A 19,026-nucleotide genomic window follows, 5' to 3' on the forward strand; every position below is an offset into this window, starting at 1 on the left:
ACGCTCATCTTCGACTACCCGAACGCCGCAAGCCTCGCCGACCATCTTGTCGACGAGCTTGTCGGTACCGACGTGGCGGTCTCCACACCGGTCCGGGCGCTGCCGTCGCTCGCCGACGATCCCATCGTGGTGGTCGGCATGGCGTGCCGGTACCCCGGCGGCGTCCGCTCACCCGAGGACCTGTGGCGGCTCGTGCTCGACGGCACCGACACCATCACCGGCTTCCCCACCAACCGCGGCTGGGACCTGGACTCGCTGTACGACCCCGACCCGGACCGGCCGGGCAGGACGCACGTGACCGACGGCGGATTCCTGCACGACGCGGGCTGGTTCGACGCCGAGTTCTTCGGGATGAGCCCACGTGAGGCCACCGCGACCGACTCACAGCAGCGGCTGCTGCTTGAGGTGACGTGGGAGGCGGTCGAGCGGGCCGGCATCGACCCCGCCACGCTGCGGGGCAGCCAGACCGGCGTGTACGCGGGCGTCATGTACAGCGACTACATCACGCTCGTCGAGGGCGGCGACTACGAAGGGTTTCAAGGCAGCGGCAGTTCGGCGAGCGTGGCCTCCGGCCGCGTGGCGTACACGTTCGGCTTCGAAGGCCCGGCGGTCACCGTGGACACCGCCTGCTCCTCGTCGCTCGTCGCGCTCCACCTGGCCGCGCAGGCGCTGCGTGCGGGCGAGTGCACGCTCGCGGTGGCCGGCGGCGTGACGGTGATGTCGACGCCGGGCCCGTTCGTGGAGTTTTCCCGGCAGCGCGGCCTGGCCGCCGACGGGCGGTGCAAGTCCTTTGCGGACGCCGCCGACGGCGTGGGCTGGTCCGAGGGCATCGGCATGCTCGTGCTGGAACGGCGGTCGGACGCGATCCGCAACGGTCACCGTGTCCTCGCGATGGTGCGGGGCAGCGCGATCAACCAGGACGGCGCGTCCAACGGCCTCACCGCACCCAACGGGCCGTCGCAGCAGCGCGTCATCCGCCAGGCCCTGGCAAGCGGCGGCCTGTCCACGGTGGACGTCGACGTCGTGGAGGGGCACGGTACGGGCACCACGCTCGGTGACCCGATCGAGGCGCAGGCGCTGCTGGCCACGTACGGCCGTGACCGGGACGAGCCGCTGCTGCTGGGCTCCATCAAGTCGAACCTCGGGCACACCCAGGCGGCCGCGGGCGTGGCCGGCGTGATCAAAATGATCATGGCGATGCGGCACGGCGTGGTGCCGAGGACGCTGCACCTCGACGCGCCGTCGTCGCATGTGGACTGGGCCGCCGGGTCCGTGGAACTCGTGGCCGACACGGTGGCCTGGCCGGAGGTCGACCGGCCGCGCCGCGCCGCGGTCTCGTCGTTCGGCATCAGCGGTACCAACGCCCACGTGATCGTGGAGCAGGCGCCACCGGCCGCGGACACGGTCGAGCTGGCCGACTCACCGGCCTACGCACCCTGGCCGGTGTCGGCGCGGTCGGCGGCCGCACTCGACGCCCAGATCGACCAGCTCCGCGCCCTCGACATCCCGCCCGCCGACGTGGGCATCTCACTGACCGGCCGGTCGGTCTTCGAGCATCGCGCCGTGCTGGTGGCCGCCGGCGACAGCGTGATCGAGGCCGCGCGTGGCGTGGCGGTCACCGCGCCGCTCGCAATGCTCTTCTCCGGTCAGGGTTCGCAGCGGCTGGGTATGGGTCGTGAGCTGTACGCGCGTTTCCCGGTCTTCGCGTCTGCTCTGGACGAGGTGCTGTCGCAGCTGGATCCGGGTGTGCGGGATGTGATGTGGGGTGTCGACGGTGAGCTGTTGGAGCGGACGGGTTGGGCGCAGCCGGCGTTGTTCGCGGTTGAGGTGGCGCTGTTCCGGCTGATGTCGTCGTTTGGTGTCTCGCCCGATCAGGTGGCTGGTCATTCGATCGGTGAGGTGGCGGCGGCGCATGTCGCGGGTGTGCTTACGCTGGAGGACGGCTGCCGTCTGGTGTCGGCGCGTGCGTCGTTGATGCAGGCGTTGCCGGCTGGTGGGGCGATGGTGGCGTTGCGTGCCGCCGAGGCCGATGTGCTGCCGCTGCTGACCGAAGACGTGTCGATCGCCGCCGTGAACGGCCCTTCCAACGTCGTGATTGCCGGTGACGAGGGCGCCGTCACGGCGGTGGCTTCGCGGTTTGAGAAGGCGACGCGGTTGCGGGTGTCGCACGCGTTCCACTCACCGTTGATGGAGCCGATGCTCGACGATTTCCGGGCTGTGGTGTCGGGCTTGACGTTCGCGCAGCCGCGCATGCCGGTGGTGGCAGGCGGTGATGTGACTGATCCTGAGTACTGGGTCAGGCATGTGCGGGACACGGTCCGTTTCGCCGACGCGGTGGCGTCGCTGGAGGGCTCGGTCTTCCTGGAGATCGGCCCGGACGGCGTGCTGTCCGCGCTCGTCGGCGACGGCATCCCGGCTCTGCGCAAGGACCGGCCCGAAGAGGCGGCACTGCTCGCTGCCCTCGCCCAGCTCTACGTCTCCGGAGCCGGCATCGACTGGCCGGCCTACTTCGCCGGCACCGGCGCCCGCCGCGTCGACCTGCCCACGTACCCGTTCCAGCGCGAGTGGTTCTGGCCGTCCAGCCTCGCCAGCCTCGGCGATGCGGCCGCTTTCGGCCTCACGCCGGCCGGGCATCCCATGCTCGGCGGCACCGCCGAGCTCGCCGGTGGCGAGGGCGTGCTCTTCACCAGCCGGCTGTCGCTCCGCTCCCATCCGTGGCTCGCCGACCACGCGATCCTCGGTGCGGCGCTCGTGCCCGGGACAGCCCTGCTCGAACTCGCCCTCCGCGCCGGCGACGAGGTCGGCTGCGAACGGGTGGAGGAGCTGGCGCTCGCCGCGCCCCTCGTGCTGCCCGAGGCCGGTGCCGTTCAGGTACAGGTGCGGGTCGGCGGGGCCGACGCGTCCGGACGCCGGCCGCTCTCCGTCCACTCCCGACCAGACAGCGCCGAGGGCGCACCGTGGACCGCCCATGCCACCGGCTTCCTCGGCGACGGAGGCCGCCCGGTGGTGTTCGACACCGCCACGTGGCCGCCCGCCGGGGCGTCCCCGGTGCCGGTGGACGGCCTCTACGAGCGGCTCGCCGACGGTGGATTCGTGTACGGGCCGGTGTTTCAAGGGCTGCGCGCGGCATGGCAGCGCGGCGACGAGGTCTACGCCGAGGTCGCCCTCCCCGAGCGGGTACCGGACGCCACCGCGTACGGCATCCACCCGGCTCTCCTGGACGCCGCGCTGCACGCACTCGGCGCCTCGGACGTGGGGATGCCGCCCGGTGGTGTGCCGTTCGCCTGGGAGGGCGCGTCCCTCCATGCGGCAGGCTCAACCGCCCTGCGGGTCCGCCTGACGCGTACCTCCGAGGACACGGTGGCGATCGCCGCGGCAGATCCTGCCGGTGGGCTCGTCGTCTCGGTGGACGGTCTCGTGGTGCGCTCGGCCACCGCGCCGGCGGCCGGTGACGAAGCGCTGTTCCGTCCGGAGTGGACGCCCTTGGCGCTGGCGGAGGCACAGCCGCCGACAGGCGTCGAGCTTGTCGAGGTGGAGGCGCCCACCGGGCTTGACGTACCGACCGCCGTGCGCGAGCTGACCACGCGGGTGCTGCGGCTCGTCCAGGAGTTCACCGGCGCCCGGTTGGTGTTCGTGACCCGGCCGGGCGATCTGGCGGCCGCCGCCGTCTGGGGCCTGGTGCGGTCGGTGGCCGCGGAAAACCCTGGCCGGTTCGGCCTTGTCGAGCTCGACAGTGACCCGGCCTCGGCGGCGCTGCTCCCCGCGGCCGCCGCGTCCGACGAGCTGGAGCTGTCGATCCGCGCGGGCCAGGTGTACGCCAAGCGGCTGTCGCGGGTGCCTGCCTCGTCGCCGGACGCACCCGTGTGGGGTCCGGACAGCGCGGTGCTCATCACCGGCGGCACCGGCGGGTTGGGCGCGATTGTGGCGCGGCACCTCGTCAGCCACCACGGGGTGCGGCGGCTGGTGCTGGCCAGCCGTCGCGGTGGCGGCGACGACCTGGTGGCGGAGCTGGACGCCGAGGTGACCGTAGTGGCGTGCGACGTCGCGGACCGGGAGGCGCTGGCCGAGCTGCTGGCGCGGCACCCGGTGACCGCCGTCGTGCACGCGGCCGGGGTGCTCGACGACGGTGTTGTCGAGTCGTTGACGCCGGAACGCTTCGACACCGTGCTGCGGCCGAAGGTGGACGCCGCCTGGTACCTGCACGAGCTGGCACGTGACGTGGAGACGTTCGTGCTGTTTTCGTCCGCGGCCGGTGTCTTCGGCGGTGCGGGTCAGGCCAACTACGCGGCTGGCAACGCGTTCCTTGACGCGCTGGCGGCACACCGCAGAGCGGAAGGGCTCCCGGCGGCGTCGCTGGCGTGGGGCCCGTGGACCGAAGGCATGGCCGTCGACGCCGAACTGGCGGCCCGCGCGGGAATGCCACCGCTCACCGCCGAGCAGGGCGTGGCGCTCCTCGACGCGGCGCTGGCGACCGGTGAGCCCGTCGTCGCGCCGATCCGGCTGGATCTGCCGGCGATCCGTGCGGCCGGTGAGATCCCGCCGATCCTGCGCGGCCTCATCCGCACGCCGGTCCGCCGGGCCAGGGCCTCGGAGGCTTCGCGCGGCCTGGCACAGCGCCTCGCCGGGCTGGACGAGGCCGAGCGGCGTGACACCGTACTCGAACTTGTGCGCGGGCAGGTCGCCGCCGTCCTCGGTCACGCCGGCGCGGAGCGGGTCGATCCGGCGAAGGCGTTCCAGGAGCTGGGCTTCGACTCGCTCACCTCCGTGGAGTTGCGCAACCGCCTCGGCACTGCAACGGGACTGCGGCTGCCCGCCACGCTCGTCTTCGACTACCCGACGCCGCGCTCGCTCGCCGGGTACCTGCTGGAGGAGCTTTTCGGGACGGAGGACGCGGAGCCGGCGGCAGCCCGTACCGCTCTCGCCCTCACCGACGACCCGATCGTGATCGTTGGCATGGCCTGCCGCTACCCGGGTGGCGTCGCCTCGCCCGACGACCTCTGGCAGCTGGTGAGCGAGGGTGCCGACGCCATCACCGAGTTTCCGACCAACCGTGGCTGGGACGTCGACGGCCTGTACGCGGCCGACCCCGACCAGGCCGGCACCACCTACACCCGCTCGGGCGGCTTCCTGCACGACGCGGGAAAGTTCGACGCCGGATTCTTCGGGATGTCCCCGCGGGAGGCGCTCGCGACGGACTCGCAGCAGCGGCTGCTGCTGGAGGTCTCGTGGGAGGCGGTCGAGCGGGCGGGCATCGACCCGACGTCGCTGCGCGGCAGCCAGACCGGGGTATTCGCCGGCGTCATGTACAACGACTACAGCGCGCTCCTCGACGGCGGCGAGCACGAGGGGTACCAGGGGCAGGGGAGCGCGGGCAGCATCGCCTCCGGCCGCGTGGCGTACACGCTCGGGCTCGAAGGGCCGGCGGTCACTGTGGACACCGCCTGCTCCTCGTCGCTCGTCGCCATGCACTGGGCGATGCAGGCGCTGCGCTCCGGGGAGTGCTCACTCGCGCTGGCCGGCGGCGTCACTGTCATTTCGACGCCGCACACGTTCGTGGAGTTTTCCCGGCAGCGGGGCCTGTCGCCGGACGGCCGGTGCCGCGCCTTCGCGGACAGCGCCGACGGGGTCGGCTGGTCCGAGGGCGTGGGCATGCTGGTGCTGGAGCGGCAGTCGGACGCGGTGCGCAACGGTCACCCGATCCTGGCGGTGGTGCGTGGCAGTGCGGTCAATCAGGATGGTGCCTCCAACGGCCTGACGGCGCCGAACGGTCCGTCGCAGCAGCGGGTGATCCGCCAGGCGTTGGCCAGTGGTGGCCTGTCGCCGGCCGATGTGGATGTCGTGGAGGGGCACGGTACGGGCACGACGCTGGGTGATCCGATCGAGGCGCAGGCGCTGCTGGCCACGTATGGCCGGGATCGTGAGCGTCCGCTGTTGCTTGGCTCGGTCAAGTCGAACCTTGGCCACACCCAGGCGGCCGCGGGTGTGGCGGGTGTGATCAAGATGGTGCAGGCGATGCGGCACGGCGTGGTGCCGAAGACGCTGCATGTGGATGCGCCGTCGTCGCATGTGGACTGGACTGAGGGTGCGGTCGAGCTGCTGACTGAGCAGGCAGTGTGGCCGGAGGTGGACCGTCCGCGTCGGGCGGCGGTGTCGTCGTTCGGGATCAGCGGCACCAACGCCCACGTCATCCTCGAACACGTCCCGGCCGCCCAGCCGCGGGACGAGTCTTCCGAACCCGTCACCGTCCCCTGGGCCGTCTCCGCGAGGTCGGCTGCCGCGCTGGACGCCCAGATCGAGCAGCTGCGCAGCCTTAATCATTTGCCTGCCGACGTGGCGCACTCCCTGAGCAGCCGGTCAGTCTTCGAGCATCGCGCGGTCCTACTCGCTGGTGCCGATGGCGACGCCGTCGAGGTCGCCCGTGGTGTCGCCCAGCCGGGCAGCCTGGCAGTGTTGTTCTCCGGGCAGGGGTCGCAGCGGCTAGGCATGGGCCGTGACCTGTATGCCCGGTTCCCGGTGTTCGCGGACGTATTGGACGCGGTGCTGGCGCATCTGGACCCGAGCTTGCGGGATGTGATGTGGGGTGAGGACGCCGAGACGCTCGATCTGACCGGGTGGGCGCAGCCGGCGCTGTTTGCGGTGGAGGTCGCGCTCTACCGGCTTGTCGAGTCCTTCGGTGTGAAACCGGATCGCCTGGCCGGTCATTCGATTGGTGAGATCGCGGCCGCGCACGTGGCCGGGGTGCTGTCGCTGGAAGACGCCTGCCGGCTGGTGTCGGCGCGGGCGAGCCTGATGCAGGCCCTGCCCGCCGGTGGGGCGATGGTCGCGCTCCAGGCCAGCGAGGCTGAGGTCGCGCCTTTGTTGACGGCGGGTGTGTCGATCGCCGCCGTGAATGGCCCTTCCAGCGTGGTGGTCGCCGGTGTCGAGGACGAGGTAGCAGCGGTGGCGGCCCGGTTTGCGAAGGTGACCCGGTTGCGGGTGTCGCATGCGTTCCATTCGCCGTTGATGGAGCCGATGCTGGATGGCTTCCGTGCTGTGGTCACCGGGCTCGCTTTCAGCCCACCGCGGATCCCGATCGCGACCACCGGAGATGTGACCGATCCTGAGTATTGGGTCAGGCACGTGCGGGAGACCGTCCGGTTCGCCGACAACATCGCCAGCCTGGACGGGGCCACATTGCTGGAGCTGGGACCCGACGGGGTGCTGTCGGCGATGACCGGCACCGGCATCCCCACCCTGCGCAAAGACCGGGACGAGCCCACCACCCTGCTGACCGCGCTGGCCCGGCTGCACACCACCGGCACCACCATCGACTGGGCGCCTGCCCTCACCGGCGGCAAGCGGGTCGACCTTCCCACCTACCCCTTCCAGCACGAATGGTTCTGGCCAGCCACCGTCCCGAACCGACCCGGTGACATGCGCGCCGCGGGCCTGGGCGCCGCCGACCACCCCTTGCTGGGCGCCGCCGTCGAGCTCGCGGACGGCGACGGACTGATCCTGACCGGCCGGCTCTCGCTCGCCTCCCACCCGTGGCTCGCCGACCACACCGTCATGGGCTCTGTTCTCGTGCCCGGCACCGCGTTCGTCGAGCTCGCGATCCGGGCCGGCGACGAGGTGGGCTGCGACCGGATCGAAGAGCTGACGATCGCCGCGCCGATGGCGCTTCCCGAGGAGGGTGCGCTCCGGGTGCAGGTCCGCGCCGGCGTGGCCGACGAGGCGGCACGGCGAACCGTCACCATTCACAGCCGCCCGGACGGTGACGACGACGCGCCCTGGGTGGAAAACGCCTCCGGCGTCATCGCGCCCGGTGCGGTGGAGTCCACATTCGACGCGAGCGCATGGCCGCCGGCCGGCGCCGAGCCGCTCGACGTGACCGGCTTCTACGACGAGCGCGCCGCCGAAGGTTTCGTCTACGGGCCGGTGTTTCAGGGCCTGCGGGCCGCCTGGCGCCACGGCGAGGAAACCTACGCCGAGGTCGAGCTGCCGGACGGGAGCGGCGGTGGCTTCGGCATCCACCCGGCGCTGCTCGACGCCAGCCTGCACGCCGCCGGCTTCGCCGGGCCCGCCGAGGAGCGGGCGGTGCCGTTTTCGTGGACCGACGTCTCGCTGCACGCGGCCGGCGCCACCGCCGTGCGCGTACGGCTGACCCGCGACTCAGCGGGCGCGCTCGCCGTCGACCTGGCCGACGCCGGCGGCGCGCCGGTCGCGACAGTGCGCTCCCTCGTCGTCCGCCCGCTCGCCGAGCGGGAACAGCCGGCCCACAGGGACGCGCTCTTCGGGCTCGGCTGGACTCCGGTGCCGGCCGGCACGCCGGTCGACCCCGCCCGGCTCGCGATCCTCGGACCCGACCCGCTCGGACTGGCCGATGCGCTGCCGGTCAAGGCATACCCGGACCTCGCCGCCATCGCCGAGCCACCCGCCGTGGTACTCGTCCCGACCGCCACGGCACCTGGTGCCGATCCGGTGCTTGGCGCGCACGAGCTGGCCACCCGGGTGCTCCGGCTCCTGCAGGAGTGGCTGGCGGAGGAGCGCTTCGCCGGCTCGCGCCTCGCGATCGTCACCCGCGGCGCCGTGGACGGCGAGGACGTGGCGGCCTCCGCCGTCTGGGGCCTGGTGCGCTCGGCGCAGTCCGAGCACCCCGACCGGTTCGTCCTCATCGACCTCGACGCCACGGCGGCCGCCGTGCTGCCGGCGGCGATTGGCGTGGACGAGCCCCAGTTGGCCATCCGCGACGGCGTACCGCGCGCCGCACGGCTGGCACGCGTACAGTCCGAGCAGCCGCCGATCGCGTGGCGTCCAGAAGGGACGGTGCTCGTCACCGGCGGCACCGGCGGCCTCGGCGCGGTCATCGCGCGGCATCTCGTGGTGACGCACGGCGTACGCCACCTGGTCCTCGCCAGCCGCCGCGGCGGCGCCGCCGATCTTGTCGCCGAGCTGGCGGAGCTGGGAGCCGACGCCACCGTCGCCGCCTGCGACGTCGCGGACCGGGCCGCGCTGGCGACCCTGCTGGAGCAGCACCCCATCACCGCCGTGGTGCACGCGGCCGGCGTGCTCGACGACGGCGTCATCGGCTCGCTCACCCCGGAACGCCTCGCGGCGGTGCTGTGGCCCAAGGTGGACGCCGCCTGGCACCTGCACGACCTGACCCGCGACCGCGACCTTGACGCGTTCGTTCTCTTCTCATCAGCGGCCGGCGTCTTCGGCGGCGCGGGGCAGGCCAACTACGCCGCTGGCAACGCCTTCCTCGACGCGCTGGCCCAACACCGCCGCGCCGAAGGGCTCCCGGCCGCGTCGCTCGCGTGGGGTCCGTGGACCCAGGGCATGGTGACCGACACTGAACGGATGGCGCGCGCCGGCATGCCGCCGCTCACGATCGAGCAGGGCGTGGCCCTCTTCGACGCCGCGCTGGCGGCGGGCGAGGCGGCGGTGGTACCGGTCCGGCTCGACCTGGCCGCGATCCGCGCCGCCGGCGAGGTGGCACCGCTCCTGCGTGGACTTGTCCGCGGTCGCTCCCGCCGGTCGGCCGCCGCCCGTTCCGAAAAGGCCGCCGGCCTCGTCGCCCGCCTGGCCGGCCTCGGCGAGGCCGAGCGCCGCGTCGAGCTTGTCGATCTGGTACGCGGCCAGGTCGCCACGGTGCTCGGGCACGCCGGCGCCGAGCACGTGGACCCGGCGCGCGCGTTCCAGGAGCTGGGCTTCGACTCCCTCACCGCCGTCGAGCTGCGCAACCGCCTCAACGCCGGCACCGGGCTGCGACTGCCCGCGACGGCCGTCTTCGACTACCCGACGGTGACGGCGCTGGCCGGCTACGTGTACGACGAGCTGTTCGATGTGGACGGTGCGGCAGCCGTGCCCGCCTCCACTCTGCCCAAGGTGGACGACGACCCGATCGTCATCGTCGGGATGGCCTGCCGCTACCCGGGCGGGGTCGCGTCACCCGACGACCTGTGGCGTCTGGTCAGCGACGGGGTCGACGCCACCACCGAGTTTCCGGACTATCGTGGCTGGGACCTCGACGCCCTCTACGACGCCGACCCGGACCACCCGGGCACCTCGTACACGCGGTACGGCGGGTTCCTGCGCGAGGCGGCCGAGTTCGATCCGGCGTTCTTCGGCATGAGCCCGCGCGAAGCGCTCACGACCGACTCGCAGCAGCGGCTGCTGCTGGAGGTGACGTGGGAGGCGGTCGAGCGCGCCGGCATCGACCCCGTTTCACTGCGAGGCAGCCGGACCGGCGTCTACGCCGGCGTCATGTACAGCGACTACAGCGCGCTCCTCGACGGCGCCGAGCACGAGGGGTACCAGGGACACGGCAGCTCCGGAAGCATCGCCTCGGGGCGGGTGTCGTACACGTTCGGGTTTGAAGGGCCGGCGGTCACCGTCGACACCGCCTGCTCGTCGTCGCTCGTCGCGCTGCACCTGGCGGCCCAGGCGCTGCGCAGTGGGGAGTGCAGCCTGGCGCTCGCCGGCGGTGTGGCCGTGATGTCCACGCCGGGCGCGTTCGTGGAGTTTTCCCGGCAGCGCGGCCTGTCGCCGGACGGGCGGTGCAAGGCATTCAGCGACACGGCGGACGGGGTGGGCTGGTCCGAGGGCGTCGGGATGCTCGTGCTGGAGCGGCTCTCGGACGCGCGGCGGCACGGCCACGAGGTACTCGCCGTCGTGCGGGGCAGCGCGATCAACCAGGACGGCGCGTCCAACGGCCTCACCGCACCCAACGGCCCGTCGCAGCAGCGGGTGATCCGCCAGGCGTTGGCTAGTGGTGGCCTCTCGCTATCTGACGTAGACGTCGTCGAGGGGCACGGCACCGGCACGACGCTGGGTGACCCGATCGAGGCGCAGGCCCTGCTGGCCACCTACGGGCAGGATCGGGAGCGGCCTCTTCTGCTCGGCTCGGTGAAGTCGAACCTCGGTCACACCCAGGCGGCCGCGGGTGTGGCGGGTGTGATCAAGATGGTGCAGGCGATGCGGCATGGTGTGGTGCCGAAGACGCTGCATGTGGATGTGCCGTCGTCGCATGTGGACTGGACTGAGGGTGCGGTCGAGCTGCTGACTGAGCAGACAGTGTGGCCGGAGGTGGACCGTCCGCGTCGGGCGGCGGTGTCGTCGTTCGGGATCAGCGGCACCAACGCCCACGTCATCCTCGAACACGTCCCGGCCGCCCAGCCGCGGGACGAGTCTTCCGAACCCGTCACCGTCCCCTGGGCCGTCTCCGCGAGGTCGGCTGCCGCGCTGGACGCCCAGATCGAGCAGCTGCGCGGCCTTAATCATTTGCCTGCCGACGTGGCGCACTCCCTGAGCAGCCGGTCAGTCTTTGACCAGCGTGCGGTGCTGTTGGCCGGTGATGGCGATCCCGTCGAGGTGGCCAGGGGTGTCGCCCGTCCAGGAAGCCTCGCAGTCCTCTTCTCCGGGCAGGGGTCGCAGCGTCTGGGCATGGGCCGTGACCTGTATGCCCGGTTCCCGGTCTTCGCGGACGTGCTGGACGCGGTGCTGGCGCATCTGGACCCCGGGTTGCGGGACGTGATGTGGGGTGAGGACGCCGAGAGGCTCGATCAGACGGGGTGGGCGCAGCCGGCGCTGTTTGCGGTGGAGGTAGCGCTCTACCGGCTTGTCGAGTCGTTCGGTGTGAAACCGGATCGTCTGGCCGGTCATTCGATTGGTGAGATCGCGGCCGCGCATGTGGCCGGGGTGTTGTCGCTGGATGACGTCTGCCGTCTGGTGTCGGCGCGGGCGAGCCTGATGCAGGCCCTGCCCGCTGGTGGGGCGATGGTCGCGCTCCGGGCCAGCGAGGCTGAGGTTGCGCCTTTGTTGACGGCGGGTGTGTCGATCGCCGCGGTCAACGGTCCGGACGCCGTCGTGATTGCGGGTGTCGAGGACGAGGTAGCAGCGGTGGCGGGCCGGTTTGCGAAGGCGACCCGGTTGCGGGTGTCGCATGCGTTCCATTCGCCGTTGATGGAGCCGATGCTGGATGGCTTCCGTGCTGTGGTCACCGGGCTCGCTTTCAGCCCACCGCGGATCCCGATCGCGACCGGTGGGGATGTGACCGATCCTGAGTATTGGGTCAGGCACGTGCGGGAGACCGTCCGGTTCGCCGACAACATCGCCGGTCTGGACGGGGCCACGTTGCTGGAAGTCGGGCCCGACGGGGTGCTGTCCGCGTTGACCGGTACCGGCATCCCCACGCTGCGCAAAGACCGGGACGAGCCCACCAGCCTGCTGACCGCGCTGGCCCGGCTGCACACCACCGGCACCACCATCGACTGGCGGCCCGCCCTCACCGGCGGCAAGCGGGTCGACCTGCCCACCTACCCCTTCCAGCACGGCTGGTTCTGGCCCGCGGCATCCGCGTTCACGGGCGACGCCGCGGGGCTCGGGCAGGCGCCCGCCGGGCACCCGCTGCTCGGTGCGGCCGTAGAACTCGCTGGCGGTGAGGAGGTCGTGTTCACCGGCCGCCTCGCATTGACCACCCACCCGTGGCTTGCCGACCACCGCGTCGGCGGGCTGGTGCTTTTCCCCGGCACCGGCCTCCTGGAGCTGGCGATCCGGGCCGGCGACGAAGTCGGCTGCGACCGCGTAGAAGAGCTGACGCTGGCCGCCCCGCTCGTGCTGCCCGAGCGGGGTGCGACCCACGTGCAGGTCCGGGTCGCCGCTCCAGACACGAACGGCCGGCGGCCGATCACCGTCCACTCCCGACCGGCGGGTGCGGACGAGCCCTGGGTCGAGCACGCGAGCGGGCTGCTCGGTGCCGGCGCGCGGCCGACCGGGTTCGATGTGGACACCTGGCCGCCGGCGGGAGCCGAGCCGATCGACATCACCGGCTGCTACGACGGCTTCGCCGAGGCCGGGCTCGCGTACGGGCCGGTGTTTCAGGGCCTGCGGGCCGCCTGGCGCCACGGCGAGGAAACCTACGCCGAGGTCGAGCTGCCGGACGGGAGCGGCAGCGGCTTCGGCATCCACCCGGCGCTGCTCGACGCCGCGCTGCACGCCGCAATGGCCGCCATCGAAGGATCCACCGGCCCGGCCGGCCTGCCCTTCGCGTGGGAAGGTGCCGCGCTGCACGCGTCCGGCGCGACCGCCGTGCGGGTACGCCTCACGCCTGCGCCCGGCGGCGCGCTCGCCATCGCCGCCGTCGCGCCGGACGGTACGCCGGTCGCCACGGTGGAGCGTCTCGTCACCCGCCCCGTCGCCGTCGACAAGCCCGGCATCGAACGGGAGGCGCTCTTCGCGCTCGACTGGGTCACCGTTGCCATGGACGCCGCCGTCGAAGGACCGATCGCTGTCCTCGGCCCCAACCCCTTCGGGGTGGCCGCGCCCGAAGTGGACACCCCGCCGGACAGCGGCATCGCCGTCGTCTCGCTCACCGGAGCGGGCGGCGCCGGCACACTCACCGCGGTCCACGAGCTGACCAACCGGACCCTTGCGCTCCTCCAGCAGTGGCTCGCCGAGGACCGCGAGTCGCGGCTGGTGATCCTGACTCGCGGCGCGGTCTCCGGCGACGACCTCGCCGCCGCGGCGGTGTGGGGTCTGGTCCGCTCGGCCCAGGCGGAAAACCCCGGGCGTTTCGTCCTCGTCGACGCGGACGAGGCGTCGATCAGCCTGCTTCCACGGGCCGTCGCGACCGGTGAACCCCAGCTGTTGCTCCGCGATGGCGAGACGCTCGCCGGCCGCCTCGGCCGCCTCGCGGCGCCCGACGGCCGGATCGGCTGGGACCCCGACGGGCTCGTGCTCATCACCGGAGGGACCGGCGGCCTCGGCGCCGTCGTGGCCAAACACCTCGCCGGACAAGGGGTACGCCGCCTGCTGCTCACCAGCCGGCGCGGCGCCAAGAGCGAAGGTGTGGCGGCGCTGCGTGCCGAACTCACCGCGCTGGGCGCCAAGGCGACCGTGGCCGCCTGCGACGTCGCCGACCGCGACGCGCTCGCCAAGCTGCTCTCCCGGCATCGCGTGTCGGCGGTCGTACACGCGGCCGGCCTCCTCGACGACGGGGTCGTCGCCTCCCTCACGCCCGAGCGCGTCGACGCCGTCCTGCGGCCCAAGGTGGACGGCGCGTGGCACCTGCACGAGCTCGCCGGCGACGTGCGGGCGTTCGTGCTGTTCTCTTCCGCCGCCGGGACGTTCGGCGGTGCGGGGCAGGCCAACTACGCGGCCGGCAACGCTTTCCTCGACGCCCTGGCCGCCCGCCGCCGCGCTCAGGGGCTCACAGCTGTGTCGCTGGCGTGGGGACCGTGGACTCAGGGGATGGCCTCCGATTCCGAGCGCATGACCCGTTCCGGCATGCCGCCGCTGGCGGCCGAGGAAGGGCTGGCGCTCTTCGACGCCGCGCTCGCCACCGGCCGTGGCACGGTCGTCCCGGTCCGGCTGGACCTGGGCGCGCTGCGCCGCCTGGACGAGGTGCCCGCGCTACTGCGCGGCCTGGTCCGCGGACGGCCGCGACGGGCATCGGCCGCCGCGTCCGCGGTCGCCGCCGATCTGGTACGGAGCCTGGACGGGCTGGACGAGGCCGGCCGCCGGGACGCGCTGCTCGACCTCGTCCGCGCGCAGGCCGCACAGGTGCTCGGCCACGCCAGCGAGTCCGATGTAGACGCCGATCGGGCGTTCCGCGATCTGGGCTTCGACTCGCTGACCTCGGTCGAGCTGCGCAACCGCCTGAACACCGCGACCGGGCTTCGGCTGCCCGCCACGCTCGCGTTCGACTATCCGACACCGGTCGCCCTTGCCGCGCACGTACACGACGAGCTGTTTGGTGTGGACGCCGAAAATGCCGTGCCGGCGCGAGCCCTGCCAGCGGTGAGCGACGATCCGATCGTGGTCGTCGGCATGGCCTGCCGCTACCCCGGCGGCGTAGCGTCACCCGAAGACCTGTGGCGCCTCGTCGCCGGGGGAGTGGACGCGATCACGCCGTTCCCAGCCGACCGTGGCTGGGACGTCGACGCGCTCTACCATCCCGACCCCGACCACCCGGGCACCTCGTACACCCGAGAGGGTGGCTTCCTGCACGACGCGGGCGACTTCGACCCGGCCTTCTTCGGGATGAGCCCGCGGGAGGCGCTGGCCACCGACTCGCAGCAGCGACTGCTGCTGGAGGTGACGTGGGAGGCGGTCGAGCGGGCCGGGATCGACCCCACCTCGCTGCGCGGAAGCCAGACGGGTGTCTTCGCCGGCGCGATGTACAACGACTACAGCGCACTCCTCAGCGGTGGTGACTACGAGGGCCATCAGGGCAGCGGCACGTCGCTGAGCGTCGCGTCCGGCCGCGTGGCGTACACGTTCGGCTTCGAAGGGCCGGCGGTCACCGTGGACACGGCCTGCTCCTCGTCGCTCGTCGCCATGCACTGGGCGATGCAGGCGCTGCGCAGTGGTGAGTGCACCCTCGCCGTGGCCGGTGGCGTGACGGTGATGTCGACACCCGGCGCGTTCGTCGACTTCTCACGGCAGCGCGGGTTGGCGGCGGATGGCCGGTGCAAGGCGTTCGCGGACGCGGCGGACGGGGTGGCCTGGTCCGAGGGCGTGGGCATGCTGGTGCTGGAGCGGCAGTCGGACGCGGTGCGCAACGGTCACCCGATCCTGGCGGTGGTGCGTGGCTCTGCGGTCAACCAGGACGGTGCCTCCAACGGCCTCACCGCACCCAACGGCCCGTCGCAGCAGCGGGTGATCCGGCAGGCCCTGGCCAGCGGCGGGCTGCGACCGTCCGATGTGGATGTAGTTGAGGGGCATGGCACCGGCACGACGCTGGGTGACCCGATCGAGGCGCAGGCCCTGCTGGCCACCTACGGGCAGGATCGGGAGCGGCCTCTTCTGCTCGGCTCGGTCAAGTCGAACCTCGGTCACACCCAGGCGGCCGCCGGTGTGGCGGGTGTGATCAAGATGGTGCAGGCGATGCGGCACGGTGTGGTGCCGAAGACGCTGCATGTGGATGCGCCGTCGTCGCATGTGGACTGGACTGAGGGTGCGGTCGAGCTGCTGACTGAGCAGGCAGTGTGGCCGGAGGTGGACCGTCCGCGTCGGGCGGCGGTGTCGTCGTTCGGGATCAGCGGCACCAACGCTCACGTGATCCTGGAACAGCCGGCACCGGTCGTGAGCCCTGCAGTCCACGAACCCGTCATGGTGCCGTTGCCGCTGGCTGCCAAGTCCGAGGCGGCGTTGGACGCGCTCATCGAGCGGGTGCGCAGCCTCGATCACCCACCCGCCGACATCGCGCATTCCCTGAGCACCCGGTCAGTCTTCGAGCATCGTGCTGTGCTGCTGGCCGCCGACGGCGATGCCGTCGAGGTCGCCCGCGGTGTCGCCCGTCCGAGCAGCCTCGCTGTCCTCTTCACCGGCCAGGGGTCGCAGCGTCTGGGCATGGGTCGTGACCTTTATGTCCGGTTCCCGGTGTTCGCGGACGCGCTGGACACGGTGCTGGCCCATCTGAACCCCGGCTTGCGGGACGTGATGTGGGGTGAGGACGCCGAGACGCTCGATCAGACCGGCTGGGCGCAGCCCGCGCTGTTTGCGGTGGAGGTAGCTCTCTTCCGACTGGTGGAGGCGTTCGGTGTCAAGCCCAACCAGCTGGCCGGTCACTCGATTGGTGAGATCGCGGCCGCGCATGTGGCCGGGGTGCTGTCGCTGGAAGACGCATGCCGCCTGGTGTCGGCACGGGCCAGCCTGATGCAGGCCCTGCCCGCTGGTGGGGCGATGGTCGCCCTGCGAGCCACCGAGGAGCAGGTGACACCTCTGTTGACGGCCGGTGTGTCGATCGCCGCCGTCAACGGCCCGGACGCCGTCGTGGTCGCGGGTGTCGAGGATGAGGTGGAGGCGGTCGCGGGCCGGTTTGCGAAGGCGACCCGGTTGCGGGTCTCGCACGCGTTCCACTCCCCGCTGATGGAGCCCATACTGGATGACTTCCGCGCTGTGGTCACCGGGCTCGCTTTCAGCCCACCGCGGATCCCGATCGCGACCGGCGGGGACGTGACCGATCCTGAGTATTGGGTCAGGCACGTGCGGGAGACCGTCCGGTTCGCCGACAACATCGCCGGTCTGGACGGGGCCACGTTGCTGGAGCTGGGACCGGACGGGGTGCTGTCGGCGATGACCGGCACCGGCATCCCCACCCTGCGCAAAAACCGGGACGAGCCCACCAGCCTGCTGACCGCGCTGGCCCGGCTGCACACCACCGGCACCACCATCGACTGGCGGCCCGCCCTCACCGGCGGCAAGCGGGTCGACCTTCCCACCTACCCCTTCCAGCACGAGCGGTACTGGCCGGCCGCCCCCACCTACACCGGGGACGCGGCCGGGCTCGGGCAGACCCCCGCCGGGCACCCGCTGCTCGGCGCCGCCGTCGAGCTGGCCGGCGACGACGGTCTCATCCTCACCGGCCGGCTCGCGCTCGCCGCCCACCCGTGGCTTGCCGACCACCGCGTCGGTGGGGCGGTGCTCTTCCCCGGTACCGGCTTCGTCGAGCTGGCCATCCGCGCCGGCGACGAGGTGGGCTGCGACCGGATCGAAGAGCTGACCATCGCCGCGCCGCTGGTGCTGCCCGAGTCCGGCGCCGTCCAGGTGCAGGTGCGCGTCGGCCCGCCCGACGAGACCGGCCGGCGCCCGCTGGCCGTGCACACGAGGTCCGGAGTGGACGATCCGTGGCTGGAGAATGCCAGCGGCGTCCTCGCCTCAGGCGGACCGGCACCGGAGTTCGCCGTGGACACGTGGCCGCCGGCCGGGGCCACACCCGTCGATCTCGAAGACTTCTACGCCGGCCGGGCCGCCGCCGGGCTCGAATACGGACCCGCGTTCCAGGGCCTGCGAGCGGCGTGGCGGCGCGACGGCGAGGTGTTCGCAGAGGTCTCGCTGCCGGAGCAGCTTCACGGGGCGGGATCCTTCGGCATCCACCCCGCGCTGCTCGACGCGAGCCTCCACGCGGCCGCCTTTGCCGGCACGGCCGAGGAAGGGCCGGGCGGCCTAGCCGTGCCGTTCGCGTGGTCCGGCGTCCGGCTGCACGCCGCCGGTGCCACGACCCTCCGGATGCGACTGTCCCAGGTGGCCGGTGACACGCTCCGGCTCGACCTGGCCGACCCGTCCGGCGCACCGGTGGCATCGGTCCACTCGCTGGTGGTACGCGCGTTGCCGGAAGTGCGGGGGCCGGTCGAGCGGGACGCGCTGTACGGCCTCGAATGGGTCGCGGTGGACACTCCCACCGAGCCATTCGAGGGCACGGAGATCGTGACGGCAGAGGGGACAGGCGCGGTCGTCGAGGCCACCCACGCCCTCACGGCCCGTGTGCTCGGCGTCATCCAGGCGTGGCTGGCAGACGAGCGGGCCACCGGCTCCCGCCTGGCGATCGTCACCCGGGGCGCGGTGGCCGGCGACGACCTGGCGGCGGCGTCCGTGTGGGGCCTCGTGCGGTCGGCGCAGTCGGAGCACCCAGACCGGTTCGTGCTCGTGGACACGGACGGCACCGTCGACGTGGAGCTGGCGCTCGCGACCGGCGAGCCACAGATCCTTGTCCGCGATGGCGTGGTCCATGTGGCTCGGCTGGGTCGTGGCTCGGCTGGTGAGGTGGTGGTGTGGGATCCGGATGGTTTGGTGCTGGTCACTGGCGGTGGTGGTGGGTTGGGTGCGGTCGTGGCGAGGCATCTGGTCGAGCGTCACGGGGTGCGGCGGTTGTTGCTGGTCAGCCGTAGTGGCAGGGCCCCGGATCTTGCGGATCTTGGTGTCGAGGTGGCGGTCGAGGCGTGTGATGTGGCCGATCGTGGTCAGGTTGAGGCGTTGTTGAGTAGGCATCGGGTGACCTCGGTGGTGCACGCGGCTGGTGTGCTTGATGACGGAGTGGTCAGTCAGCTCACGCCGGAGCGGTTGGCGGCGGTGTTGCGGCCGAAGGTGGACGCCGCGTGGCATCTGCATGAGCTGGCCGGTGATGTGGACGCGTTCGTGTTGTTCTCGTCGGCTGCTGGCGTGTTCGGTGGTGCGGGGCAGGCCAACTATGCGGCCGGTAACGCGTTCCTGGATGCGTTGGCGGTGCGTCGGCGGGGCGAGGGTAAGGCGGCGGTGTCGCTGGCT

At 72.3% G+C, this 19,026-nt stretch carries 1 pseudogene; it reads left to right on the forward strand.

The features are described 5' to 3' along the window. Positions 1-123 precede the first annotated feature (123 nt). A pseudogene (locus tag Phou_RS54100) lies at positions 124-18,981 on the forward strand (SDR family NAD(P)-dependent oxidoreductase); the annotation flags it as partial. Positions 18,982-19,026 lie beyond the last annotated feature (45 nt).

The organism is Phytohabitans houttuyneae (genome assembly GCF_011764425.1).
Classification (GTDB): domain Bacteria; phylum Actinomycetota; class Actinomycetes; order Mycobacteriales; family Micromonosporaceae; genus Phytohabitans; species Phytohabitans houttuyneae.